This is a genomic window from Williamsia sp. SKLECPSW1, from assembly GCF_054332755.1.
The window spans coordinates 141567-167117 of sequence record NZ_JBTGLI010000002.1 but is presented as its reverse complement, the minus strand read 5'-3'; the positions used below and the strand labels follow the sequence as shown (position 1 = coordinate 167117).

The window sequence follows — 25551 nt, the reverse complement described above, 5'->3', positions numbered from 1 at the left end:
GGGTTCACCCCCGGTGGCCGTCGGTCTTTCGTCGTCCCGCTCGTCGATCGGACACATCGGGAGAGCAGGGGATGGAGCGGGTGTCGGTCACGATCTCGTCGACCGGGCGGCGTTCGGTTCGGGGGAGCGCGATCTCGTCGCACGCCGTCCCGACCCGCACAAGGATCTGCGGGACCCACCCGGGCTCGATCACGGCGGCCAGCTCCGCACGGCTCCGCGGTGACTCGGTCAGATGGGACACAGCGCAGGTCGCAGATCCCCACGCGGTCGCCTCGACGAGCAGTGTGGACAGCGCCCTCCCGCAGGCCACGTGGTCGCGGGGGGTGTCGGCCGCCGTCGAGATCGCGACGATCTCCGCGGCGTCGTCGGCACCTGCACCGTGAATCAGCCGCACTGCTGCGGGAAAATCCCGCGCGACAGCGACGTGTTCCGCCTCGACGGAGGTGGGCAGGACCTCTGGCGGTATCCCCACCGCGGACGACTGCGGTGATGCTGTCCACCATGACAACTCGGTGAAGTATCGCCAGTCGTAGGTCCGAGCCAGGTTCGCCCCCCGGGCAGCTCTGCGCACCACCGGCATGTCCGCCGCGTCGAACGTGGTGACCTCGACGTCGCGGTCACTCAGGACGCCACAGACGAAGGGCAGGAACACCTTCCAATCGCGGGGCGGTCCCATCGGCATGCGGTGGGAGTAGCGACGGGCCACTGCCTCGGCGCGCTGCAGATGTGCCTGTGTCACCCCGTCCGCCCGGTCGAGATCGACCGTCGCGACGTGGTCGGGATGGTTCGGGTCGGGCAGAACGGTGACCTGGCTCCGCCACCCGAGTGCGCCGAGCGCGATCTCCAGATGATCGAGAACAGCTCCGACACCGATCAGCCTCTGCCGCCCCGTCGGGTCCGCCTCCGACAGACGGACTGCGGGATCGGCGAACAGGCGAAGCCCGTTGTCGCTCAGCACGAACTGCCAGGGCTGGCTGTTGTGCAGCGATGGTGCGCGGCGCGCGAGGTCGACTGCCTGCCGGATCACCTCGATGTCCGGCCGGGTGGTCATGGCGCGTCGTCGACGACGAGGACCTCGTCGACCGGCCGGCGGGGAGTCCATGCCGGCAGGGATGGATGAGGCGCGGCCCCGACCCGGACGAGGATCTGCGGATGGAGGTGGGGGACGATGCCGTGCTCGGTCATCAGCCGCCGGAGGGTCGAACGTGCCGCGACGTCCTGGATGCCGTGGCTCACAGGGCACGTCGCGAGTCCGAGAACCGTCGCCGACAGGAGGACGACGGACAACGCCTCGCCGCAGCGCAGCCAGTCTGTCGGTGAGTCGCCGCGGGTCGCGAGGACGATCCACTGGGCCTCGTCGGGACGGTCGTCGTGCAGCAGGCCCGGCGGGAACGCCCGGCCACCGGTCGCCGACACGGTCGTCTCGTCGGGGAGCAGCGCAGGCGGCACTCCCTCGTAGGGCCGATCGTGACCCGTCCACCAGTGGATCTCGTTGTGCTGGGCAGCGTCGTAGCGCCGCGACGAGTTGCTCGCATCCGCGATCGCGACCAGGTCGGCGCGTGCGGCCTCGCCGAACACCGCCGGAGTCACGCAATAGGCCGCGCAGAGACGATCGATGTCGCGGATCATCGATGCGATGTGAGCGCGCCGGAATGGACGTCGGTCCGAGCGCCGCCGGTCGGCGGCGCTCGCCAGTGCGATGTCCCGAGGTGTGGCGGGAGCCGCAGTCCGCAGGGTCACCGTCGCGAGGGGAGCGGACGGATCGCCGACGTCACTCCGGACGATGTCGGGTACACATCCGTCGTGACGGATGGCTGTCTCGAGATGGTGCAGTGCGGCACCGCAACTCATGAGGAGTTCGCGCCCCTGGGGATCGGAGTGGAGCACTCGTGCGGCGTCTGCGTGCAGAACGAGCTCGTGTCGCCGGAAGGTGAAGGTCCAGGGCTGCGTGTTGTGCACCGATGGTGCACGGGTCGCGGCCTCGACCCAGTGCCGCACTGGTTCCCAGTCGGTGACCCCGCAGTCACCGAGCGTCGAGCCGGACCATCGACCATTCGCTGTCCCATGCATGGAACCGCCTCCTGTTCGTCATCACCGTGAGCAGGCGCAGAGCGATCGCCCCCACGCCGACGATCCCTGCCGCGGTCACGCACCCGATGAGGATTCCCTGCACCACAGCAGTTCCCGGTCGCGCCGGCGGCGCGGTCGGCTGGTTCGTCTGATCGACCCAGATCGGTCGCACCGTTCCTCGGTGATCGGCGTCGAGGCTCGGGATGTCCTGGGGCACCGGGTGGGTGGAGCCGTCGTCCCACGTCGCGCGGACGGTCGTCGCGTCGTCCGGGGGCGTCGTCAGCACCGTGGCCGCGACGAGGTGCCGTTCGGCGCGCTGGTGCGCGATCGTGTTCTGGGCGCTCGCGTGCGCTGCGTCGCCGGCGGCGAACGCGAACGGCAGCAGCGCGACGATCACGATCGCGACAAGCAGGCGGGCCGCGGACTCCCATCGGTCGACGGACCGCACCAGCGGGTTGCGCGTGAGGTGATGTAGTCGCCACACGCCGAGTTCGGAGGCGACGACGGTGAGGGTCGAGGGACCCCGTCGCCGCGGTCCGGGGGCTGTGTCCATCACGGCACCACCAGTACCGAGCAATCCGCGTGGTGGATCATGTTCTGGCTCACCGAGCCCAGCAGGAGACCGGCGATGGCGCCCCGCCCCCGGGAACCGACCACGAGCATCTGGGCCGTCGACGAGAGGGCCCGCAGTCCGGCGGCTGCGGTGCACATCGTGGAGACTGTCGTGACCGAGACGCCGTGACGGTCGGTGAGGTGTCGGTCCACCCACTGCGCCAGTGTCGCCGACTCACTGTCTTCCAGACCGCGCCAATCGATGACACCCACCGCCGACGCCACCCCGATCGGCGGCTGCCAGAATCGCGCGACGACCAGATCGGTTCCCAGGTCACAGGCCATCTGCAGGGCACGCTCCGCGGCCCGGGCGGAGTTGTCGCTCTGGTCGACGCCGACGACGACCGGGTCGTGGGTCGGTGCCGTGGCATCGCCCTCACGGTGCAGCAACACGGGGGCATGGGAGCGTCGGGTGATGCGGATCGCGTCGCTCCCGACGACGAGGTCGTGGACTGCGCTCGCCCGGCGGCTTCCGAGCACCACCAGTGACGCTGTCTCCGATGCACGGGTGACGACGTCTGCGACGGTGCCCTCCGGCATCGACATCGTCACCTGCACCCCCGGATGGTCACGTCGGACGAGCTGTCGGGCGTCGCGCAGGACCTGACGTCCCCGCTCGTCTCGTTCCTCACGGATGGCCCGGGAGTTCATCACCATCGCCTCACCCAGGTAGAGGTCGAGGGCTGCCACCGCGTGGACGAGGGTGAGGGGGACACAGACACTCGCCGCATGGTGGGCCGCCCAGTGGATCGCGGCGGTCGCGGCGTCGCTGCCGTCGACCCCGACGACGACCGTCTTCTCGTCACTCATCGTCGGACCTCCTGGGTGTCGGGCGCTTCTGTCGCGGGGTGGAGCCGGTGTTCGATGACGTCGACAGCTGCGCGCACCGCAGACCCCGGGAGACCGGAGGTGTCGATCGGGGTCGCCGAATGCCATCGTGGCCACGTTCTGGCCATCGCCGCGTGGACGTCCGTGTCGGCGTCCGATGCGGTGGCCGCCCGGGTCGCCAGTCGTGCCCGCGACATCGATTCCGGCGCCACACATTCCAGTTCGACCAGCAGCGCGCCGGTCTCGTGGGCGAGGTGGCGTGCGCGGATTCGCTCGTCCTCGTCGCGCCAGGTGGCGTCCATCACCACCGACCGCCCCAGGTCGAGGCCGATGTGGGCGCGACGGAACATCACGTCGTAGGTGCGTTCGGTCATCTCCGGCGTGTAGAGACCAGTCGAGAACGCCGCCCTGGCACTGTGCAGGGGATCGAGTCCCGCGAGCTGCTTGCGGACCACGTCGCTGGACAACAGCGTGCAGTGCAGAGCGTCGGCGATCCCCTGCGCCACCGTCGATTTCCCGGTTCCCGGGAGTCCGCCGACGATGACGAGGCGGACCTGGCCGGCGCGGAGGTGGTCCACCGCCTGCGCTGTGTAGGCGCGGGCGTCTGCCGCGGCGGTGACGTCGCCCTGGGCCGATCGGATCGACGCGACCTCCGCACGCACGAAGGCCCGGTAGGCGATGAAGTGGTGGCGCAGCGATGTCGGGGGTGCGTCCCCGGTCTCCTCCTCGTGTGCACGGAGGAACTCCGCCGCGAGGTCCGTGCGACCGTGGTGTTCGAGGTCCATCGCCAGAAAGCAGGCGTCGTCGAGTGCGTCGACATGGCGGAGGCTGTCGTCGAAGTCGAGGCAGTCGAGGATGGTGACGTCGTCTCCGTGACAGAAGATGTCATCCGCGATGAGGTCACCGTGCCCGTCCACGATCATCCCGGCGGCGACGCGTGAGTCGAACAGCGCGGATCGTCCCGTGACGTACGTGTCGGCCAGAGCCGCGACCCGATCGATCGTCTCGCGGTCGATGACGCCAGGGCGACAGGCGCGCGCCGTCGCGATGTTGCGTCGCCATCGGGCGCGGAGCGCCTCGGCACTCCCGGTCGCGCCGGGATCGGCCGGCGCCGGCGTCGTGCGGTGCACCCTCGTCACGATGCGGGCGATCGACCGCATCTGCGATCGGAGATCGGCCCCGGAGCGCGCAAGGGTGCTGAGACGGTCGTCGTCGCTCTGACGACGCATCTGCAGCAGGGGTTCGGGGGTTCCGTCGGCCGCGTCGGCCAAGTACGCGATCCCCACGTACGCGTCGGGTGCGAAGCGTGCGTTGAGCTCCCACTCCCGGTGCAGCGCTGCGTGGCGGCGGCGGGCGGTGGTGAAGTCGAGGAAGCCCATGTCGACGGGCTTCTTGAGCTTGTACGCCGTGTCGCCGAGCAGGATGACACACCCGCTGTGGGTCTCGCGGACCTGCGCCGTCCACGTCAGGGGCGACGGTGCGGCAGGGATCGTCTCGGGTGCCGGTGCCTGCAGAGAGCTGTTCACAGACGTGACATTAGGAAGGCCCGGGACCCGGCACAGCTGTCCGAGGTCACCGCGGCGGGTGACATTCGACCCCTCGGGCCACCGGCGATTCGGCGATCAGATCAGCGGGACGGTCCAGATCAGTTCGGTGCCGCCGCCCTCGTCGGGACGTGTCACGGACAGATTCCCACCGACCTGCGTGGCGCGAGCGCGCAGGTTGCGGAGCCCGTGGTGGCGCTCGCCGTGATCGTCGACGGTGGGATCGATACCGACGCCGTCGTCGCGCACCGACACGATCACCTCGTCGGACACGGTGATCGTCACCACGCCACGCGATCCGCCCGAATGGCGTACCGCGTTGCTGACCGCTTCGCGGACGACGGCGACGACGTTGTCGGCGGTGAGAGGCTCGACTGCGGACAGGGGTCCCGATGCCCGGACACTGAAGTGCATCGGCCCGTCGTCGGCGATCTCCGCCACGGCGGATCGGATCCGTGCCAGAAGACCGTCGCCGCGCACGGGGGACGCGGAATGGAGATCGAAGATGGCGGCGCGGATGTCCTCGATCACGTCCTGCAGGTCGTCGATGACCGTCGACACGCGCGCTGCCGCCTCGGGGCGTGTGATGCTCTGGGTCGTGGCCCGCAGCGACAACCCCGCCGCGAAGATGCGCTGGATGACGTGATCATGCAGATCGCGGGCGATGCGGTCGCGGTCCGCGAGGACGTGGAACTCGTGCTCGCGTGTGCGTGCGGCGTTCAACGACATCGCGAGTGCTGCGTGATCGGCGAAACTGGTGACCAGGTCGGCGAGTTCGCTGTCGAACGGTGTCGCCCCGCGACGTCGCAGTCCGACGAGCACCCCGGAGACGCTGTCGCCTGTCCGCAGCGGCGCGACGAGCGCCGGACCGAACTCCGCCGCCTGCGTGGTGGGGGTGTACTCGAGGGACTCGACGTGCAGTGTGCGGCGTTCTCGCACCGCACGACCCGAGGTCGAGTCGGCCATCGGGATGGTCGCGCCTGTCATCGTGTCGGCGGTCGGGCCCGACGCGACTCGCACGGTCATCGTGCTGTCGTCCCCGTCGTCGAAGAGAGCCACGAACGTCAGGTCGGCGGAGGTCAGTTCACGGACGGCGGTGGTGAGCCGTCGCATCGTGCCCGCGGTCTCGGAGCCGGCCAGCAGATCGGTGAGGAGGTCGCGGGTGGCCTCGATCCAGCGCACGCGCGACTGCAACTGTGCGTAGAGGCGCGCGTTGTCGACGGCTGTACCGGCCGCCGACGCGAGCGCGCGGATGATCGCCACGTCGTCCTCGGTGAACGGGGCACCGTCGGCCTTGTCCGTCAGGTAGATGTTGCCGAAGATCACCCCGCGCACCGCGATGGGCGCACCGAGGAAGGTGGTCATGGGTGGGTGGTTCTCGGGGAAGCCCACCGATGCCGAGTGGTCGGAGATCCGACGCAGTCGGATGATCTCGGGGTGGTCGAGCAGCACACCCAGCACCCCGTCACCGAGCGGGAGGTGGCCGATGCGTTCGCGGGTGGCGTCGTCGATCCCCTCGTGGACGAACGCGCTGAGGCGACCGTCTTCGCCGACCACGCCGAGAGCACCGTAGCGGGCGTCGACGAGGCCCATCGCCGAACGCACGATGGACCGCAAGGTGTCCTGGAGGTCGAGGCCCGAGCTGATCACCAGCATCGACTCGAGGAGACCCGCGAACTGCCGCCGGCTGTCGGAGATCCGCGCGAAGCGATCCTGGACCTCACTCATCAACTCGTCGAGCCGCAGATGCGGCAGGAGGTCGGCGAAGTCGTCGCCGGGGGTGTCCCGGTCGTCGTGATCGGCGGGCGGCGGGGTCATCTGCTCCGGCGTCAGCCTGCACCGTTGAGGCGGGTGGCGAGGACAGCGGCCTGCGTGCGCCGCTCCAGACCGAGCTTCGCCAGCAGCCGAGAGACGTAGTTCTTCACGGTCTTCTCGGCGAGGAACATCCGTTCGGCGATCTGTCGGTTGGTCAGCCCCTCGCCGATGAGATCGAGCAGTGTGCGCTCCTGGTCGGTGAGGGTGTCGACCACCGTCCCGGTCGACGTCTGCTCGTCACGCAGGCGTTGCATCAGCACCGCGGCCGCACGGCTGTCGAGGAGTGACCGGCCCGCACCGACCTCGCTGATGGCGGAGGTCAACTGCATGCCCGTGATGTCCTTGACCACGTAACCGCTCGCGCCGGCGAGGATGGCGTCGAGCATCGCCTGATCCTCGGTGAACGAGGTGAGTATCAGGCACCGGGTGCCGTCGGTTCGCGACAGGATCTCGCGACACAGCTCGATCCCGTTCCCGTCGGGTAGACGGACGTCGAGGACCGCGACGTCGGGCCGGAGCGCAGGGATACGGGCCAGGGCATGCGAGCAATCGCCTGCCTCGCCGATCACCTGCAGGTCCGGGTCGGCATCGATCAGCTCGGTCAGACCGCGACGGACGATCTCGTGGTCGTCGACCAGGAACACCGTGATCATCGGAGGGCACCCACTTCCTCAGCGCAGACAAAGATACCGCCGCTCCCGCGCCGACGGTATCGAGACATCTCATGGTGGGCTGCCGATCGGCCCGTCCGCAGCGGTCGGACGTACCCGGTCGAAGTGACCTTGTGCCCTGCCGGAGCACGAGGGTGTGGACGATCGTCGACCGCATGATGATCTCCGTGCCGGCGCCCGCCGACGACAGCCGCGTCGGTGGCCGGCGCGCGCGGCGTCGACCGGCGGCCACGGCCGGCCAGGGACGTCCGACAGCGCCGTGGAACGTCTGGATGCTGGCCGTGACTACCGGCATCGCCATCGTCGCCGCCGCAGACGGGATCGCGATCATCACGGGGGCCGCTCACCTCGACCCCGCGACCTTGCGTGCCGTTCCCGGGAACAGTCCTGTGCTGCTGGGCATCGGGGTACTCCTGGCCGTGGCGCTCCCGATGGCCTCCGCGGCGTACGCCGTCCATCAGAAGTCGCCGAGCGCGGGTGTCGACGTCGTCGTCGCAGGTGCGGGGCTCATCGGGTGGACCGTCATCATGGTCGAGGCGACCGGGAGCATCGGGTGGTTGCCGGTGCTCGCATTCGTGACCGGCGCACTGGTGGCGCTCGTCGCCGCCGTACACACCTGGTCGGCGCCGCCGTCGACGCTCGACGGGAGCCCCCTCTGATGCGCGCCTGGCGGCTGCGCGGCAGCGGGGGCCGACGCCGGCTGACATCGGGCGTCGAGGCCGATCCGACACCAGGTGAGGGCGAACTGTTGGTGGGTGTCGACGCATGCGGCGTGTGTCGCACCGATCTGCACCTGCTCGACGGAGACCTCCCGCTTCATCGCCACGATGTGGTCCCGGGACACGAGATCGTCGGAACCGTCATCGACGTCGGTGCCGGCGACACCGGGGGATGGTTGCCGGGCGAGCGGGTGGGCGTCCCGTGGCTGCGACACACCTGCGGGGACTGTCGATACTGTCGCTCCGGACGCGAGAACCTCTGTCGCGGATCGCGATACACCTCCTGGGATGCCGACGGGGGTTTCGCGGACATGACAGTGGTCCCGGCCGCGTACGCGCTCCGGCTGCCCGGGGGATACCGGGATACGGAGCTGGCTCCTCTGCTCTGCGCCGGGATCATCGGCCATCGAGCGCTGTCCCGGGCGAATGTGCCCGACGGTGGCCTGCTGGGGATCTACGGTTTCGGCGCGAGCGCGCATCTCACCGCACAGGTGGCGATCGCCCGCGGTGCAACAGTGCACGTCATGACCCGGGACAGGGCCGCCGCCGAACTCGCCGAGGAGATCGGCGCCGAATCCGTCCAGGGGTTCTACGCGACACCCGAGGAACCGCTCGACGCGGCCGTCGTCTTCGCGCCCGTCGGCGACGTCATCCCCCGAGCCCTCGGTGCGATCCGCCCCGGCGGCACCGTCGTCTCGGCGGGGATCCACATGTCGCAGATCCCCGCACTGAACTATCGACGAGACCTGTTCCACGAGAAGGACCTGCGGTCGGTGGAGGCCAACACCCGCGAGGACGCCCACCGTTTCCTGGAGTTCGCCGAGACCCACCGGCTCCGCGTGCACGTGACCGAGTACCCGCTGGACAAGGCAACCGTTGCGCTCGACGACCTCCGGGACGGCGCCGTCACCGGTGCAGCTGTCCTGACCACCTGATCCGTCCGATGCGCCGCCCACAGGAAGCGAGAACCCCGAGATGACACCACCCCGCACGGTCGTCTACGTCGACGAATCCGACGCTGCGCTCCACGCGGTGCGGTGGGCGGCGGACGAAGCCGTCACCGCCGGCACCGACCTGCTCATCGTCGCCGTGTACGACGACGGGCCCTCTCTGCTGTCGTGGACCTTTCCCGACGCCGCGGGCCCGGACATCCTCCGTGCGCTGGAGACCCGGCTGGACACCGCCGAGATCGTCGCCCGGAACTCGGTGGACCCGCTGCTCCGCAACGAATTCGTGGTCGACACAGAGCTGTTCGGGGGCTCGACCGTCGAGGTACTGCTCGAGACGTCACGCACCGCGGAGATGATCGTCGTCCCGACGCCCGGATTCGCCCGCCACGATCCGATGTCGCAGTACGCGCGCGTGCTCACCGAAGCGCTCTGCCCTGTGGTGGTGGTCGACGAGGCGGTGACCACTCCGATGTCACCGTTGGGGGCGGAGGTGGTGGTCGGGGTCGACGGGCTCGCGGCATCCTCCGCCGCGATCGCGCGGGGGTTCGTCGAAGCCGACCGTCGGGGCGCGCTCCTCCACGCCGTACACGTCTGGGACGTCGACCATCGCGCATCGATGTTCGCGCAGGACGCGGAGGCCGGGGCGGATCAGACCGCCGAGCGGGCGGTGCTCGCGGAGAGTCTGGCCGGATATCGGACGGACTTCCCCGATGTCCCCGTGGTGATGTCGACGGTGTACGACGACGCGGTCGAGTGCCTCACCCGGATGTCGATGCGTGCCGACCTCATGATCGTCGGCAGTCGCGCACGCGGCCGCCTCATGACAGCGCTCACCGGGTCGGCCGGACGCGAACTGTCGATGACTGCGGGTTGTCCGCTCATGATCGTCCGACCGATCTCCGACCGGGCACCGGGGGAGTCGCCGACGAGATCGTGGTCGTTGCCCGCTGTGCTCCGCACCTGGCGGGAACGCCGCCACGCCGTCGGCGCCGGGTCGGGTGAGAACCGATGACCCGGACGGAGACCGAGGACCAGCGGGTCTCGGTCGCGCAGGCATCCGAGGACGGCGATCGGACGGGGTGGCCCGTCGTGGTCGGCATCGACGGGTCCGCTGCCGCCGTCGACGCGGCTCAGTGGGCCGCGCAGATTGCCTCGGCAACCGGCACCACCGAACGGCTCGTGCACGCGCTGGTCGTCCCGGAATGGATCGCCGACTTCATCTACACACCTGCTCCGACCGAGGACACGCTCGACCACGAGTTGACCGTCCGCGGCGAGAACCTGTTGGCCGCGGCGGCAGCGGCTGCGTCGGCGACCGCGCCCGACGTCCGCCTCTCGACGCACGTCGTACACGGCTCCGTGAGCGGCACTCTCGCTCACGAGTCACGACACGCGCGCATGGTGGTGGTCGGTGCGCCGCCTGCAGGTGCACCCGCACCGGGGTCGATCGCCGGCAGCATGAACCGCCTGATCCGACAGGCGGGATGTCCGGTCGTGATCCATCGCCGCGGCGCCGGACACGGTGGGGCGGGCTCTGTCGTGGTGGGGGTCGACGGTTCGTCGCACGCTGACGAGGCACTCGGGCGCGCACTCGAGGTGGCACGTCTTCTGCACATGCCGGTTCGCGTTCTCCACGCGTTCCGGGTCTCCGCACTCACCCTGTTGGACGCCAAGGGCGGATTCGTGGACTGGGACAAGATGCAGGCGGCTCGTACCCACTGGCTGGAGCGACACATCGAACCCCTCCGGGTTTCAGCGCCCGACGTGGACGTGTCGGTCGAGTGTGTCGAGGGCAGCGCGGCGAGCGTCTTGGCGTCGGCGGCCTCCGACCGGGACCTGGTGGTCGTGGGTGCGCGAGGACTCAACCGGGCCACCGGGTTGCTCGTCGGTTCGGTCAGTCAGTCGGTCATCCATCACGCGAGATGTTCGGTGATGGTGGTCCCCTGACCCGAGGCCACGCGTTGCGGCCGCGGAGAGCACCCGCGGCCGGGAGTTCACCCGTGGCTCAGACGCATTCCTCGACGAAGGAGGGCGTCATGGTCGACCGGGAGATGGCCACCGTCGGCGGTCAGCTGCACGTAGTCGACGACTTCTGAGCGCGGGTCCGCCATCGGCTGCGTACCGCGCGGTCGCCTCATCACCACGGTCGACGACGGCCACCTGGATCGGATCCCGTCGACGGTCTGAGCGGCGTCGATCACCGCGCCGTGTTCCACCCCCATCGCGGAGACCATCACCACGGTCCCGCCGTCCTCGAGGCGCCACGCCGCGACCGGCAGCTCCCGATCGGCGGTGGTACCGTCCGGTCGCCGCACACGTACGGTGACGGTATCCGAGATCCCCGACAGCAGAACAGGTTGCGACGGGGTGTCCGGTACGCTCACGGTGTCGAACCGGCCGGATTCGGTTGTGTGTCCCTGCATGATGCGCTCCTGGGGTGTGTCGGTGTCGACGATCATGCGGCGCTCGACGAACGTGGTCCAGGGTCGTAGGTCCCTCGTCTCCCGCGAACACTACGAAGGCCTGCCTCCCGGGGACTTTCGACACTGGGGGACCGCTCGGCGACCGAGCATCGTCAGACGGGACCGGCGCTGGGCCGGCACACACACATCAGGAGGTCCGATGCGCGCCGCCGTCGTCACCGAGTTCGGCTCACCACTGCAGGTCGAGGAGGTGCCCGATCCGTCGCCCGGACCCGGCCAGGTCCTCGTACGCATGGAGACCTGCGGGGTCTGCCACACCGACATCCATGCCGCCCATGGTGATTGGCCTGCGAAGCCGACGCCGCCGTTCATCCCCGGCCACGAGGGAGTAGGCATCATCGAGTCCGTGGGCTCGGGAGTCGGTGACGAACGGATCGGGCAGCGGGTCGCGATGCCGTGGCTCGGCTACGCCTGCGGATCCTGCCGCCACTGCGTGTCGGGCTGGGAGACCCTGTGCGAGAGCCAACTCAACACGGGCTACTCGATCGACGGCGGATACGCCGAACTCGCAGTGGCTGCTGCGGATTTCGTGGTTCCGGTACCGGAAGCGGTGTCGTCGATCGATGCGTCGCCGCTGACGTGCGCCGGGGTGACGACCTACAAGGCGGTCGCGGTGGGCGGCGTGGGACCCGCGGACCGGGTCGCCGTCTTCGGGATCGGGGGACTGGGCCACCTCGCCGTCCAGTACGCCCGCATCGCCGGCGGCTTCGTCACCGCTGTCGACGTCGACGACACCAAACTCGCGCTCGCGACCGAGCTCGGGGCGGACCACGTCGTCAACAGCACGCGCACGGACCCGGTGGAGGCCATCACCTCCCGCGGCGGGGCAGATGTGGCGATCGTTCTCGCGGTCGTCCCCGCGGTCTTCGAACAGGCATTCCGATCGCTTCGTCGCGGTGGGCGCCTCATCTGTGTCTCGATGCCCGCCCACGGGGCCTTCCCGGTCCCCATCTTCGAGACCGTGGTCGGCGGGATCACCGTCACCGGCTCGATCGTCGGTACTCGCAACGACCTCCGGGATGTGTTCGATCTGCACGCGGCCGGTCGGACACGGGTCATCGCCGAGACCCGCAAACTCGACGAGATCAACGACTGCTTCGCCGACGTGCTCGCCGGCCGCGTGCCCGCTCGCCTCGTCATCGAGTACTGACTGCACCTGACGCGGTGGCCGACCACGACAATGGTCGGTCACCGCCTCGATGCGACCCCGCGCGCTGCTCGCCTCGAGTGGTCCGGGTGGTGCTCAACTGATGTCGAGCTCTCTCACCACGTCGTCGATCGGTCGGCGTGGTGTGGCCGGGAGCGGTGGTGAGCCCGGAACCGGCCAGCCGAGACGGATCATGACCTGCGGGAACAGCGAGTCGGCGGCGAGTCGGTCGCGAATGACCCGACGGGTGTCACGCACCTCCAGGATCTCGGTCATGACGCATGTCGACAGGCCGTGTGTGGTCGCCTCCAGCAGTACGGAGCCGGCGGCCTCGCCGGCGCGCAGCCTGCTCATGGTGTCGTCGCCCGCGGTGCTGAGCACCAACAGTTCGCCTGCGGCACGATCGTCGGGCGGCGCGCCGGGAACGCGGTGCGCTCCGCCTGTCATCTCGAAGCGTCGCGCCATCAGCGGATCGCTCGTCGCGGTCTGACGGTTCGCGGCAGGGATGCCGTCGTCGCGGCGACGGCCCCGTGTCCACGCCGACAACTCCGCGCGATACTCCTCGTCGCGCGCGTGCCTGTCCGCGGCCAGCCACGCCGCGGCGGCGAGGTCTGCCGACGGTGGCAGCAGGCGCGCGATGACACCCGCGGTACGAGCGGTTCGGACGAATCCGTCGAGGATCGACTCGTGCACCGGCCACGACGAGTATCGCCGGCGATCAGACCTCCGACGAGTGATCGCAGCGGCGAGCGCGGAATCGTGGGTGGTGAGGCGGTGCGGGAGGAACTGCATGGATGCGACGTGGTCCGGCGCAGCCGGATCCGGCAGGCGGTGGACGCGGAGATCCCAGCCCAGGGCACGGAGTGCCACCCGCATGTGTGCCAGGCAGATTCCCAGGCTGACCCAGAGATCTCTGTCGTCTGGATCGGTCACCGGCAGATGGCGTTCGGTGGCACAGAACAGGTGCAGACTCGCATCGCCCACGCGCCACTCCCACGGCTGGCTGTTGTGGATCGATGGTGCCATGGACGCGAGCGCGACTGCTGTACGGACAGTGGAGCGATCGGGGCCGTGCCCGACGAGATCACCGGTGGTGACACGCAGGTCGTCGGGGGTGATCGGCAACTCAGACATGCAGGACGCCCAGTAGCCGGTGTGCGATGGAGTCGACGACTCCGCTCGGGGTGGGCACGATCATGACGGGACACTCCGCCGCGTGGACGATGATCTCCCCGTCGTGGTCGTCGAGATGACGATCGTGACGGCGGTGACGCGAGAGATCCTGGGCCCGAACGACGATCAGCTGCGCGGTCTCCGACGCCGTCACCAGCGCCTTGATGAACGCGGAGGGGTGGACGCGACGCTCGGTCACCGCCGACGGCTCGGTGACCCCGGGCAGGGCACAGATTCGGTCGTGCGCGCCGCGGCCGTGGTCCGCGTCGGCTCTGATCACCAGGAGTGAGGTGTCCCGTGCGACGGCCTCGGCGCACGCGACGGCCTCGTGGTGCTTCTGGTCGCCGACCGGGACGGCCATCACGACCGGCGGGCGGGACAGCGAGGCCCACCGGCGCGGTCGAACGGCGTAGAGGATCGGGCACTTCGTCGCCTCGACCAGTCCCGCCCGCGCCCCGCCCCGTCGACCGGGGTGTTCCTCGTCGACCCCGAGACGGCCGATCACCATGATCTCGGCGTCCGCCGTCATCGCGACGAGAGTGCGGACGAACGGCCCACGATGCTGCTGCACACCGATCGACATCGTCGGATGTCCCTGAGCGCGTGCGACGTCTTGCGCCACCGCCCGTGCCTCGGCGAGGAGCATCTCGGGCCCGACATCGGCGTCATGCAGTCCGCGACGGCGTCCTGTCGGCCCGGCCACCGAGCCATCGGGCCGGATCACCGCGACGAGGTTGAGGTCGGCGCGTCGGAGTGCCGCTTCCTCTGCCGCCCACCGAACCGCGTGGGCGGCGTCGTCGTCCTCGGTGACGATCGCGACGACCGTTCGCGCGGCGGCGATCTCGACGTGCTCTGGCGACTTCGTCATGGGACAAGTCAACTGAAGCGTCGACCGGGCGTCGACGGCCTTTGGTCGCGATGACGAGGGAACTAAGACATCCCTGGCGGTCCGCGGCGGGGGAGCGCTGTTCCTGCGGAGGTCCGCCTGCAGGGAGGTCTGCGGAGTGGGAGCTCGTCGGCGCCCCTGTGGTGCTAGACCACCCCCGTGAAGTCTCCGACCAACAGTCGCAGACCGGTGGCCGTGTTGTTCGCCGGATGGGCATCGGCTTCGGCCTCCTCGGCAGACACCGTCGCGAGCCCGAGATAGACGGTGCCCGTGTTCTCGCCGAGCGAGAGGGTCGCACTCCCTCCCGCGTCGACGGTGGCCAGCACGGTGTGAACCGCGAACCGGCCGGGCACCGTGGAGGCATTCACGGTGACGTCGTGAGCTGCCGCCTGACCGACGTTCTTCACGGTCACGACCACCTCGGATCGTCCGGGGTCGAGCCCGAACCCAGGGATCTCGAGCACTCGAACCGTCGGAAGGGTCACCGTGAGGTCCGGCATCTGGGCCGGCGTCGCCGCCGCAGCGACGGACACGCCTCCGATCGTCGAACACACACAGGCGACGACGGACGTCGCCACACCACGGGCCAGAGCTGTTCGAGAGGTGATCGTCATCGGTGACTCCTGTTCGTCCTGACTTCCTCGGATCACTACCCCTCCCACTGTCGCACAAATGTGCAGTGCTCGGCAGGGGTCGTCTTCAGGAACACCGACACACTGTTGTCGCGGTGGCCGCCGACGCTGGTCTCATGACCACGAACAAGAACACGACGGATACGACCACGGCTGTTGCGGATTCGGCGCTGGCGGTGTGGTTGCAGATGTGGAACAGGGATGGAGAGATCGCTCGTCGGATCTGCAGCGAGGACTTCCGAATCCATTTCCTGGTGTCGGAGCAGGACGGGTCGAATCCGGGGGACGACGTCCGCGGCGCGGACAGCTTCGCCGAGTTCCTGGGCCACTATCACCGGCGCCATCGGGATGTGGTGTTCACCGAGGTGGCGCGAGAAGTGGACGGCGCCCACGGGCGGATGCTGTGGAACATGCAGGTCGGCCAGATCGCCGCGGGCGGGATAGATGTCTTCGACTTCACGGAAGATGGTCTGATCCGTGAGGTGTGGTCGGTGAACGGGACCCGCACGCACCCCATCTGAGACCGGGGGAGGGCGGGACGTCGTGAAGAGAGCCGAACGGTTGTACGCGCTGGTCGATCTGCTCAGGGCTGCGCGGCGGCCGTTGTCGGCTTCTCGGCTCTCGGCGGAGTTCGAGGTGTCGACACGCACGATCGAGCGTGACATCCAGTCGCTGCAGCTCGCCGGGGTGCCTGTCTACGCCGACCACGGGGTGTCAGGTGGGTACTCGATCCTGCGGGAACACTCGCTACCTCCGCTGAACCTGTCGGTGCCCGAGTCGCTGGCCGTGCTCGCGGGCCTGGGACTGCTGGAGAACTCGCCGTACGGAGCGGCCGCGCGACGGGCGCGGGCAAAGATCCTCGCGATCAGTCGTGAGGATCAGCTCGCCCCGGTCGACGAGGCACTGGCGTCGATGTTCGTCATCGATGCCGAGGCGCCGTCCGACGCCGCGGTGTCGCTGATCCCGGAGGCCGTCGCCGCGCGTCGAGTCGTACGGCTGGACTATGCCTCGGAGGGCGACGACGGTGCCCACACCATCCGCGACGTCGAGGCGATGGGCCTGCTGCGGGGCGGCGACTCGTGGATGTTCGTCGGATGGTGCCGTCTGCGCGAGGGGATCCGCGGCTTCCATCTCGACCGCATCCGACACCTGGAGATCACCGGGGAGGTGTTTCCCGAACGCGATCCGGCAGTGCTCGACGCGGATCTGTCGCGCTGGCGCACACGGCGTCTCGGGTGAGGCAAGGAGGCGTCTGCGGGGTTCGTCGAGGTGGTCGTGCGGAACCGTTTCTGCTCGTGGCGGGAGTTCGACCTGATAGACCTCGAAGGCCGTGACGTTCAGAGCGTCGCTGATGCGCCGGTCGAACGGACTCGCCGCTGGGTGTGGGCCGTGCCCTGCGGGGATCGACGTGGCGTCGACGATGACGTGCGACATGAATTCGAAAGTAGCGCCGTTGCGCGAGTATTGCACTCGGATCGATGGTCGCCCACACGCCGGAACCCGATGACCCTGTGGTGGCGGATGGTGGCCCGCGTCCGCGAGAGGGGAGCGCTTCCGGGGCCACCACCCGCCGGCGACCACGCGGGGGACGCGGTCGTTACCGAGTCTAATCTTATTCCAGCCCCATCAGACGAAATGGCGCGTCGAATCGTCGGACCGATTCGGCGCAGCGATGCCACGGAGACCCGGAAGGTGTTTCACTCTCGCACGTGGCTCAAAGCGAAGCACCAGCAGCTCCATCGTTCTTCACAGTCGGCGTCGGCGAGGTACTGCGGCCCGAACCGTTGGCGGCGGCTTGTGCAATATCGGTGCCGTCCCGGACTACTTGACATAATGTATCTTATCGGCGCAGAGCTGGCCGAGTTCAAACTAGGCGAGAGGACTCGTTTCACCATGACAGGACCACGCCGCAGAGCCGTCCTCACAGTTCCCGAAATCGAGTGAGTCGTCGACCAGCTCCGGTTCTGACTGTCCACACTAAGGCCGGTCGGACACCCAGCCAGAACCCAACTACGCCGACCCAACTAGTGCATCAACAGCATCCCGCCCAGCTTCTCTACACACCCGGGCTTATGTGCTCGACGTCAGCCGCGACCGCAATCAACTCCGCTCGATTTTTGGCAGCCGACAGCACCAATATGTCACAGTGACGAATCCATGCGCATACCGACAAGACCTGTCACCCCAACTTCGCCACGATCGCCACGGCCTCAGGCATCAGGCATCAGGCATCAGGCATTTGGTCTTGACCGGAGAACTTCTTTCGCCTTGCCTTAGCCAAGCGTAGGAATACAGCACGTCCGTCCAGTAGCGTTTGGCGTATGCGCCGCGACCCGTACCGAATGCTGATCATGATCAGCATTTGCCTATTAGCGGCCGCACTTACAGCCTGCTCGAGCAACTCCGACAACTCACACCAGCCGGCGCCCAGCAACGCACGCCCGTCATCAATTAGCGGAAAGAACTCTATTTCTAAGCCGCCGCTCCCCGCGGGCGCATCTGTGTTGATTCGGACCGACTTCAGCGACGACCGCGCCTGGGGGCAGGTCGTAGCCGACGCTCAGGCACCGCAGACGCCGAACGGCTTTACTGCGAACTTCATCCCGATCGACAACACTGCCCGGCAAGGGACTACCCCCGAACAGTTTCTAGCGGAGGTAGGGCCTCCCCCGCCCTTCTATGTGTTTCTCGCCGACCGAACCACCATCGAAGACCCAGAGCACCCAATCCTGGCGGTCGACACGGGGCCTCGCGAGACCGGTCACGAGCCAGGCCGCACAGTTCGGGTAATCCCCTCAGAAATGTGGTCGATCGAGAACAACCTAAGCCTCTCCAATCTGGATTTCCGCGACTTCGCCGACCACGCCGGACCGGACGGCGTTTTTCGCGGATTCTGACGGTCAGGCACGCCTCGAATCTGCCGCCACTCTCGCCTGCAGGGGCTCTGACCTGCGCAAATCTTTTCGTCTCAACGTGACACGTCCCAGCACCAGTGAAATGGCACGAGCAGGAATAGATGAGAGATGTTGTCCGCCAGATGTTTTGACGGGTCCTGATCTCGTCCCGCTCCACTTTTGCATGGCACACCCGGGACTTGGGTACGTTCTCTTCATGGGTGTGACTGACGAGTGGCTCGAACTTCTCCGGGTACTGCGGGAAATGTCACCCGAGTCGCTGAGATTCCGCCCACCGGCCACCCAAACCGAAATTGAACACGCGGAAGAGTCAACCACGGGGAACTGGCCAGACGAACTGAAAGAGTTTTTCACTGTCCAGAACGGTCAGGATATGGACGAACGGACGGACCACCCAGGCGAGTTGTTGCCGATGACTGACTTCTTCAGCCTGCCCCGGCTCGAAACCGAGTATCGCAGGCTCTGGCAGTACGGCCAGGACGAGATGACCAACGAAGAATGGCTACGAAGCGAGAACGAGAACTCGCAAGCCGGCGAATTCGCGCACGTCTGGCTGCCCGAGTACATACCTCTCAGCGGTCTCGACTCTTACTACTATTTCATCGACACCCGGCCTGGGTCTCACTCGGGATGCATCCGCTACTGGGCTAAAGACGACGGCGACAACGGGCAGGAGCCGCTGTATACCTCCATCGCCGGAATGCTCGCTGCCGTCCGGCACAGCATCGCCACGGGGTCCCCGCTTCAAAACCAGTGGACCCCTTTCATTGACGACGGTTCTGACGAACCAAACGCCCTCGGCAAGCTCGGCTGGAAGCTCGACCACACGAACTAGCGTCCCGGATCGGAAGCGGCTGGCCCTTACCGCGGCGGTCTCGATACGACCCTGACCCTGAATACGTGGAGGTCAGCTCTTGCACACCCGCGGCACTGAGACACCGCCGAGCAGCCGACCGACGGCAGTGTCTTGCTCCCCCACCGCCGTGACCTGCAGGAACCATTCGTCTCAACGTGACACGTCTCAGTAGCAGTAACCTGAGACGAGTTCAAACTGTAAATGTCGTTGTGCAACAACGTCTTTCGTGCGTCGATAGCTACTTTTCGCCTGGCGGACCGGCCGCGTTGGCCTCGGCCGCCAAGCCACCAAGTCGTTGCTCGACTCACCGCACCCTTCCGCGAAACGATCTGCGGCCACCCGGCCCGTACCAGTGTACGGGAACGCGGCGCGCCAGGAGGCCGCCCCGTTCTTCGATCGCCGTAGGCGGCCCGCGTGCCTCGTACTAGTGTGCAGGAATGCTGGTTTGCGCCGAAGCGAAGTCCCCGCAATGACCACGATCCGGTGGAGTGATTTTGCGTGGGTGCGGGATCCAGGGATGGTGTTCCTCGCCGAGGCCTGCTGTATCTCGGTGATCACCGCCACGACCGTCGAGGCCGTGTTCGATGACTTGCCCCCCACGAGTGAGCGGTTCGAGGCAACCCTGGACGACCTGGACGACCGCATGATGGAAGACGGGATGGCGTTTGGTCTGCTGCAGCACGGTAGCGACGTCATCATGGTCGAACCCAACGGTTATCAGGCCAACCTGCCCGAAGTCATAGGCCCTGTCGCGGCCGGCAGGACTGTCGCGACGTTCTACCGAGGCGGCCATGGCGTCTCCGCATTTCGCTGGTACTCAGACGGTGAGCTCGTCGTCGACATCGAGCCGGGGATCCCTGTACCGCCAACCGAGCTGCCACCCGACCTGTACACCGACATGCAGAGTATCGGTGGATTCCTGTTCGACGACGACAGCGTGGTGTACCCCGACGACCACGACTGGGAGTCGCTGCACACCATGGAGGCCTCACTCGCCCTTATCCAGAAGACGACCGGCCTGCAACTCACGAAAGAGCTGCTGCACGACTCCGTTTATGCCGGAGCGGTATTCAGTCCTGACCCCAGTGATTGAGCGAGCTCGGACCTACACGAAACTATTCGTCCCAACGTGACACGTCTCAGTACCAGTGACCCGGGACGGGTTGACTTGATAAGAGACGTTGCACAACAACGGCTTACACACGATGTAGCGCTTCGCCACGCCAGGCGAGACTGCGACAAAGCTCCCCCGCACCAGCCGGCGCACCCACGTCGGACATCACCAACGACATGTTGGTCGTCCTCGTGTTAGACGAGCCGTCATGAGCAAGTTGTGGCTCCTGGAGGACCTAGAACCGTTCCCGGACCGGCCTGACCCCGGAGAGGTATTCGCACCCACCACGTACTGGGTCGATGCAACCGCCGACATAATCGACCGACAGCCGGTACCAGCCGCCGTGTGTTCTCACATCCCCGCGACGATCAGGCCCGTCGAAGTCGGCAGCGACCAGCTCGAGTGGGTCGCCGATCTCGGTGGCGGATTCACCACACTCCTGCATGGCGACCACATCGCCGGCGATACCGTCTTGTGTGGCTGCTTGATGTGGGACCGCTATCTCTGGGTCGACTTTCGTACCCAGCCCACCGGGCACCTGCGCCTGCTAGACCGGGCAGGCCATGTCACCCAGCACCGCCACCTATCCCCCACAACGCATCTCGGGTGGTTCGACGTGCACTACGACGGACCGCCCACCTATGCCTCGACCGGCGACGTACCTAGCGAATACGAGATTCGCCTCAATGCGCTGGAAGTGGCTGTTCTCCCCACCTAGGCGCGAAGGCGATCCCCGCCATGGTTGAGTGGTCGGATGGTGTTGCAGCTCTCGACTGACCGCTCCCTCGCCGACTGGGTGACCCTGGCCAAAGTGCCGTGGGACGAGTTGACCAAATTCGGGCCACACAACACCTTCGAAGCCCACGCCCGCCTCCGCTACGAACCAGACGAAGGCGAACTTCTACGGCCCGAGATCCCAACACGGCCAGTCGACGAGCGCAGCGACGCCCCAGTCGTAGCCGAACTGTGCGACCTACTCGCAACAGAAACGACAATGCCAGACAAGTGCTTCTTCTGCTTGTGGGACGGCTGGCCCGACATCAACCCCGGCCCCACAACGGTGCACCTCCCCCACCGCAGCTACCACCTATTCACCGGCCCGCTGAGCGACGTCGGCCAGTGGAGCACAAGACCCACCCCATCCATGCCACCGGCCGCGTTCATCTGGCCGGCTGATCACGCCTGGATCATCGCCGCCGACGTCGACCCATCCTGGGCCGGAATCAGCGCCAGCGCCGACACCATCGAACGGTTAGTCGGCCAGACCCAGCTCGACATCGTCCCCGCTGACCCCACCCACTGGTAAAACTGCCACTTCCCCGCCGTGACCTGCAGCGACTATTCGTCTCAACGTGACACATCTCGGTACCAGCAAACTGGGACGAGTTCAAACTAGATGAGAGGACTGCGGTCACTCCCGGACGACGCAGCTTTAGTCGGCGAGAACTGCGGATGCCACACCGACCGATCGGCAACCTCCGCGAAATTGAGGCGGTAGCGGACCTGTGGACCCGTCCTCGGGGTACCTGTGCGCACTGTCCTGAAGGATCCACGCGGGAAGGAAAACCGGGAGCGTGTCACCCGATTGTGTGTCGGTCCGCTTCTGAACTGTGTCGGCCATCATCGCGCGTCGCGCGTCATTAATCCGATCCGCTGACGTCGAGGATCCCCTCGACGGCGTGGGTGCTCGCTGGGTATGCGCAGGTGCCGGCCTTCTCGAAGAGCCAATCGGTTGGGTCGTAGGTGTCTTGGTTGAAGCGACGTCCGACCGCGTCGTAGAGCGGCAACCGGTCACGCAACAGCAACCCCGGGTAGCCGTCATGACGGAAAGTCAGTTCGATGTGGCCGTCGGGCCAGTCCCCCACCCATCTGGCCGACACCTCGGACACGTGCTCACTGAAGCTGGACCCGTCCAACCGGGACACCCAGTGGTCGACATAGGACGCGTGATCCGCCGGGCGGTGCACGAGCGGCCAACGGTGCGCGGACACATCCAGGCCCTCGACGGAGTCGACGACCGTGACGCTGCGGTCGCGAGCATCCCACACCTCGAGCCGAGTGCCGCCACCAGCTTTCGTAAACAGCTTCAGCACGACCCACAGACGTGTGCCCGCCGCAGTAGCCCGCATGACCCAGCCGTCGACCGTCCGGTTCTCCCACGTCAGTTCACCGGTGACGACATCGAAGGCGCGGACCACCATCGCCTCATTCCACCGATCTTCACGTCCCCAGTGCCACCGCAATGTCGTGCTGTCGGCCCGCTTCCGTAGATGTTCAGGGTTGTAGGACTGGTCGGCGTAATGCTGCAGGTAGCTCGTGTCCGTCGGAAGCCACGACGCCGCGTGGTGTTCCCGGTCGAGCGCCGCAGGCGCCGGGTCGTCCAAAGCAACCGTCAGCGTCGATTGCGCCCACGCGACTCGGTATCGGGCCGCACGATCCGTCCCGTCGCCAGTGCCGTCGACCAGGACCCGTTCCCACGGTTGCTGCATCACATAGACGAACAGGACGCCGTGCTCGTGACGAACGTTCCACACCCACCCATCGACGGGAACCAGCGACAAGACACCGTCAAGTCCGATGCGCAGCAACGATGACGTGGGCTCGTATCGCGGCGGAACGTTCGGTGACGTCGACAGGTCGCGAGGCAACTTCGACGGTCGCTTCAGCCACGCTCCGTCGACACCGGCCGCGGCAAGCTCGGCACCCGCCGCATAGCTCACCGACCGCACGCCCTCCAGGTCTATGAGCGCGACCTCATCGCTGTCCCCATTCTGGATCCAGAACCCTTCATTGGTGGCGGCTGTCCGAGGAGGCCGACCACGGGGCTCACCAGGCGTCACCTCCGGCCACGACACCAACCGTTCCGGTTTCATTCCGTCCGGGCTGAACACCGCCGCAACAGGATGGCGAGCATCCCGGACCCACACCCGGCCGCAACTCACCACAACGTCGAACGGGCGGAACGCGTCACGCCCGAGCAAACCCGCGCTCACGCGCCTTTCTCGTAAGTCATGCCGGAACAATAACTCGACTCGACTCGACTCGCCTCAAGGACAGCAAAAACTGCGGCGTTTTCAAGACGGCCTTATGTCGCTGCGTTGGAACAAGTCTCGGTGGTCCAGCGGTGCGCCTAGACTTCCTTCCTCTGCGTTCGCGCCAAGGACGCGCACGCGGCGGTCGCGGTGGCTGCGATGGCGACTCCGACCCATGCGGCGGTGGTGTAGCTGGCGTCGGTGGGGAATGCTGCGGTGGTTCCGGCGGCAAGGGTGAGGCCGCCGACGGCGCTGCCGAGGGAGAATCCGACACTGCGGACGACCTGGTTGACGCTCATCGCGCTCGAGGTCTCCTCGTCGGGTGTGACGGCAAGGATGGTGGCGGGCATGGCGGAAGAGAAGCTGCCGACACCGAATCCGAGGATCGCCATGGCCATCAGCAGTTCGGCGATGGACGTGCGGCTGGTGGCGAACAGGATGAACGCCACGAGCACGATGAGTGCGCTGACCGCGAGAACTGCCGGTGCGCTGAGCTTCTCGCGAAGACGAGGGGTGAGTTTGCCTGCGACGAAGCCCAGCGCGGAGAACGGGACGAGGATCAGTCCGGCGACGAAGGTGGAGAGTCCGAAGCCGTAGCCGGTGGAGCTCGGTGTCTGTGCGTAGCGGGTGATCAGGGTCAGCAGCAGGTACATGCCGATCCCCGCAATGAACATGGCGAGGTTGGCGCCGGCCACGGCGGGATTGCGCAGCAGCCGCAGATCGACGAGCGGGTGGGTGACGCGTCGTTCGACGAGCACCCACGCAGTGAGTTGGACCGCGGCAACGACGGCGAGGGCCACCGCGACCGCGAGATGCTTGGTCCACAGCGTGGTCTCACCGGCCAGGTACAGAATCGCGAGCAGGGCAGGGGCGAGCAACACCGCTCCGGGGAGGTCTACCTGCGCGGACCGACCGGGTGGGGCGGCCGGGATACTGCGCCACGCGGCCGCGAGGGCGAGAATGGTGACCACGACGCCGAGTCCGTAGGCGGCACGCAGTCCGCCCAGGTCGGTCAGCAGCCCCGCCAGCGGGTACCCGACGCCGATCCCGATCGTGGAGGCCACCGAGACGAGCGCGATCGTCGACGACGCCCGGTCGGCGCAGAGGTGGTCGCGCGCAACCCCCATCATCAACGCGGTGAGCCCGAGCCCTACCCCTTGCGCGGCCCTGCCGACCAGAAGCGACCAGAACGGCAGCGGAAGAACCGTGAGGACGCTACCTGCGACCACCACGACCAGCGTCGCCAGAATCGTGGCCCGGCGGTGTGGTCCGGCACCCAGACGACCCAGGACAGGGGTGGCGACGGCCCCGGCGAGCAGGGTGATGGTCAGGGTCCACTGAGCGCTGGCCAGCGAAACGTGCACCGTTGTGGCCACACTGGTGATCAACGGCGCACCCAGGCTGCCGACCGCCGCGACAACCAGAGCGACGAACACCAGCGACGGCACCAACAATCGCGGCGTGACGGCCTCGGCCGGGACGGTTCGACTCATCGGTTCGTCTCACTGGTGATGTGGTCGAACAATCCAGCCTCGATACGGGTCTGCACACCCTTCGCCCACGGGTCGTCGAGGTCGGACACCTCCAGCGCCGCAGCATTGTTCAGCAACATCCCGAACGCCAGGAACGACTTGATCGTGACCGGATCCAGCCCGGTGACGTCGGCGATCGTCTGCCACATGCGCCCGAAACTCTCGCGTACAGCATCACGAACCACTGGATCACCGCATGCCGCGAATCCCTGCAATTGCAGCAGCAACGCGGTGCGGTCACCCAGGAGCTCGTAGTAGCGCGCACCCATCAATCCCAGCGCCGCACGCCCGGTCGACTCCCCCGCCGCCTCCCGCATGCTCTCCGTCAGCCGATCGAACGACGCGGCCATCACCTCGAGGAACAGCGCCTGCTTCGTGCCGAAAATCCGGAACACATACGGCTGAGTGATCCCGGCATCACGAGCGATCGACTCGACCGACGCCCCGTGCAGCCCACTCCGCGCGAACTCCTCCGCTGCGATCGACAGCACCTGCGCTCGCCGCGCCGACCCGCTCATCTTCTGCATGCTCGACCCGCTCACGCTAGTAGTAAGTAACCACTAACAAGTGTA

26 protein-coding genes are annotated in these 25551 nt (G+C 67.3%); 12 read left to right on the top strand and 14 right to left on the bottom strand.

Translation table 11 applies throughout. The features are described from left to right. Positions 1–4: 4 nt before the first annotated feature. From ACXVUM_RS16650 to ACXVUM_RS16620, 7 genes are all read right to left on the bottom strand, one after another. Positions 5–1051, bottom strand: a complete 1047-nt coding sequence (locus ACXVUM_RS16650) for an Acg family FMN-binding oxidoreductase (RefSeq protein ID WP_458523046.1) — start codon at positions 1049–1051, stop codon at positions 5–7. Continuing rightward, positions 1048–2070, bottom strand: coding sequence for an Acg family FMN-binding oxidoreductase (locus ACXVUM_RS16645; protein WP_458523045.1), 1023 nt, complete (start codon positions 2068–2070; stop codon positions 1048–1050). Before ACXVUM_RS16645 ends, ACXVUM_RS16650 begins: the two co-directional genes overlap by 4 nt. Then, positions 2024–2623, bottom strand: coding sequence for an Rv1733c family protein (locus ACXVUM_RS16640; protein WP_458523044.1), 600 nt, complete (start codon positions 2621–2623; stop codon positions 2024–2026). Before ACXVUM_RS16640 ends, ACXVUM_RS16645 begins: the two co-directional genes overlap by 47 nt. Beyond that, positions 2623–3492: a universal stress protein gene (locus ACXVUM_RS16635; protein WP_458523043.1), complete on the bottom strand. Its 870-nt coding sequence runs from the start codon at positions 3490–3492 to the stop codon at positions 2623–2625. The genes ACXVUM_RS16640 and ACXVUM_RS16635 overlap by 1 nt, the downstream gene beginning before the upstream one ends. Further along, positions 3489–5036 (bottom strand): bifunctional aminoglycoside phosphotransferase/ATP-binding protein, encoded by a 1548-nt coding sequence (locus ACXVUM_RS16630; protein ID WP_458523042.1) that lies wholly within the window; start codon positions 5034–5036, stop codon positions 3489–3491. Before ACXVUM_RS16630 ends, ACXVUM_RS16635 begins: the two co-directional genes overlap by 4 nt. A 96-nt stretch (positions 5037–5132) precedes the next feature. Continuing rightward, positions 5133–6872 (bottom strand): sensor histidine kinase, encoded by a 1740-nt coding sequence (locus tag ACXVUM_RS16625; protein ID WP_458523041.1) that lies wholly within the window; start codon positions 6870–6872, stop codon positions 5133–5135. Between the two features lie 11 nt (positions 6873–6883). Beyond that, positions 6884–7522 carry a response regulator gene (locus ACXVUM_RS16620; RefSeq protein WP_458523040.1) on the bottom strand — a complete coding sequence of 213 codons (639 nt, stop codon included), beginning with the start codon at positions 7520–7522 and terminating at the stop codon, positions 6884–6886. A gap of 173 nt (positions 7523–7695) precedes the next feature. Between ACXVUM_RS16620 and ACXVUM_RS16615 the strand changes: the two genes are divergently transcribed. From ACXVUM_RS16615 to ACXVUM_RS16600, 4 genes are read left to right on the top strand one after another with little or no spacing between them, the layout of a single operon-like run. Further along, positions 7696–8199: a hypothetical protein gene (locus tag ACXVUM_RS16615; RefSeq protein WP_458523039.1), complete on the top strand. Its 504-nt coding sequence runs from the start codon at positions 7696–7698 to the stop codon at positions 8197–8199. Continuing rightward, positions 8199–9194: a zinc-binding alcohol dehydrogenase family protein gene (locus ACXVUM_RS16610; RefSeq protein ID WP_458523038.1), complete on the top strand. Its 996-nt coding sequence runs from the start codon at positions 8199–8201 to the stop codon at positions 9192–9194. Before ACXVUM_RS16615 ends, ACXVUM_RS16610 begins: the two co-directional genes overlap by 1 nt. Before the next feature lie 40 nt (positions 9195–9234). Beyond that, complete coding sequence (locus ACXVUM_RS16605) at positions 9235–10221, top strand: universal stress protein (RefSeq protein WP_458523037.1); 987 nt, start codon at positions 9235–9237, stop codon at positions 10219–10221. Continuing rightward, positions 10218–11156 carry a universal stress protein gene (locus ACXVUM_RS16600; protein WP_458523036.1) on the top strand — a complete coding sequence of 313 codons (939 nt, stop codon included), beginning with the start codon at positions 10218–10220 and terminating at the stop codon, positions 11154–11156. Before ACXVUM_RS16605 ends, ACXVUM_RS16600 begins: the two co-directional genes overlap by 4 nt. A 47-nt stretch (positions 11157–11203) precedes the next feature. Here ACXVUM_RS16600 and ACXVUM_RS16595 read toward each other — a convergent pair whose 3' ends face one another. After that, a complete protein-coding gene (locus ACXVUM_RS16595; protein ID WP_458523035.1) occupies positions 11204–11524 on the bottom strand; it encodes a hypothetical protein in 321 nt (106 codons plus the stop codon). 307 nt (positions 11525–11831) lie between these two features. On the opposite strand from ACXVUM_RS16595, the gene ACXVUM_RS16590 reads away from it, so the two are divergent. After that, positions 11832–12842, top strand: a complete 1011-nt coding sequence (locus ACXVUM_RS16590) for an alcohol dehydrogenase catalytic domain-containing protein (RefSeq protein WP_458523034.1) — start codon at positions 11832–11834, stop codon at positions 12840–12842. 93 nt (positions 12843–12935) lie between these two features. Here ACXVUM_RS16590 and ACXVUM_RS16585 read toward each other — a convergent pair whose 3' ends face one another. From ACXVUM_RS16585 to ACXVUM_RS16575, 3 genes are all read right to left on the bottom strand, one after another. Further along, complete coding sequence (locus tag ACXVUM_RS16585; protein WP_458523033.1) at positions 12936–13973, bottom strand: Acg family FMN-binding oxidoreductase; 1038 nt, start codon at positions 13971–13973, stop codon at positions 12936–12938. Beyond that, a complete protein-coding gene (locus ACXVUM_RS16580) occupies positions 13966–14880 on the bottom strand; it encodes a universal stress protein (RefSeq protein ID WP_458523032.1) in 915 nt (304 codons plus the stop codon). The genes ACXVUM_RS16585 and ACXVUM_RS16580 overlap by 8 nt, the downstream gene beginning before the upstream one ends. Positions 14881–15044: 164 nt before the next feature. Further along, positions 15045–15512, bottom strand: coding sequence for a hypothetical protein (locus ACXVUM_RS16575; protein ID WP_458523031.1), 468 nt, complete (start codon positions 15510–15512; stop codon positions 15045–15047). Between the two features lie 134 nt (positions 15513–15646). On the opposite strand from ACXVUM_RS16575, the gene ACXVUM_RS16570 reads away from it, so the two are divergent. From ACXVUM_RS16570 to ACXVUM_RS16540, 7 genes are all read left to right on the top strand, one after another. Continuing rightward, entirely contained in the window at positions 15647–16051 is a 405-nt protein-coding gene (locus ACXVUM_RS16570; RefSeq protein WP_458523030.1) for a nuclear transport factor 2 family protein, read from the top strand. A 22-nt stretch (positions 16052–16073) separates the two neighbouring features. Next, positions 16074–16769, top strand: coding sequence for a helix-turn-helix transcriptional regulator (locus ACXVUM_RS16565; protein WP_458523029.1), 696 nt, complete (start codon positions 16074–16076; stop codon positions 16767–16769). A 1082-nt stretch (positions 16770–17851) separates the two neighbouring features. Continuing rightward, entirely contained in the window at positions 17852–18427 is a 576-nt protein-coding gene (locus tag ACXVUM_RS16560) for a DUF6924 domain-containing protein (protein WP_458523028.1), read from the top strand. A gap of 214 nt (positions 18428–18641) precedes the next feature. After that, positions 18642–19280, top strand: a complete 639-nt coding sequence (locus ACXVUM_RS16555; RefSeq protein WP_458523027.1) for an SMI1/KNR4 family protein — start codon at positions 18642–18644, stop codon at positions 19278–19280. Between the two features lie 490 nt (positions 19281–19770). After that, positions 19771–20394 (top strand): DUF6461 domain-containing protein, encoded by a 624-nt coding sequence (locus ACXVUM_RS16550; protein ID WP_458523026.1) that lies wholly within the window; start codon positions 19771–19773, stop codon positions 20392–20394. A gap of 229 nt (positions 20395–20623) precedes the next feature. Further along, positions 20624–21133: a hypothetical protein gene (locus tag ACXVUM_RS16545; protein WP_458523025.1), complete on the top strand. Its 510-nt coding sequence runs from the start codon at positions 20624–20626 to the stop codon at positions 21131–21133. Positions 21134–21169: 36 nt separating this feature from the next. Further along, positions 21170–21721 (top strand): hypothetical protein, encoded by a 552-nt coding sequence (locus tag ACXVUM_RS16540; protein WP_458523024.1) that lies wholly within the window; start codon positions 21170–21172, stop codon positions 21719–21721. 334 nt (positions 21722–22055) lie between these two features. On the opposite strand, the gene ACXVUM_RS16535 is transcribed toward ACXVUM_RS16540, so the two are convergent. The 3 genes from ACXVUM_RS16535 to ACXVUM_RS16525 form a co-directional block, all read right to left on the bottom strand. Then, positions 22056–23408 carry a hypothetical protein gene (locus ACXVUM_RS16535; protein WP_458523023.1) on the bottom strand — a complete coding sequence of 451 codons (1353 nt, stop codon included), beginning with the start codon at positions 23406–23408 and terminating at the stop codon, positions 22056–22058. A 137-nt stretch (positions 23409–23545) separates the two neighbouring features. Beyond that, complete coding sequence (locus ACXVUM_RS16530; RefSeq protein WP_458523022.1) at positions 23546–24940, bottom strand: MFS transporter; 1395 nt, start codon at positions 24938–24940, stop codon at positions 23546–23548. Then, positions 24937–25521 carry a TetR/AcrR family transcriptional regulator gene (locus tag ACXVUM_RS16525; protein ID WP_458523021.1) on the bottom strand — a complete coding sequence of 195 codons (585 nt, stop codon included), beginning with the start codon at positions 25519–25521 and terminating at the stop codon, positions 24937–24939. The genes ACXVUM_RS16530 and ACXVUM_RS16525 overlap by 4 nt, the downstream gene beginning before the upstream one ends. Positions 25522–25551 lie beyond the last annotated feature (30 nt).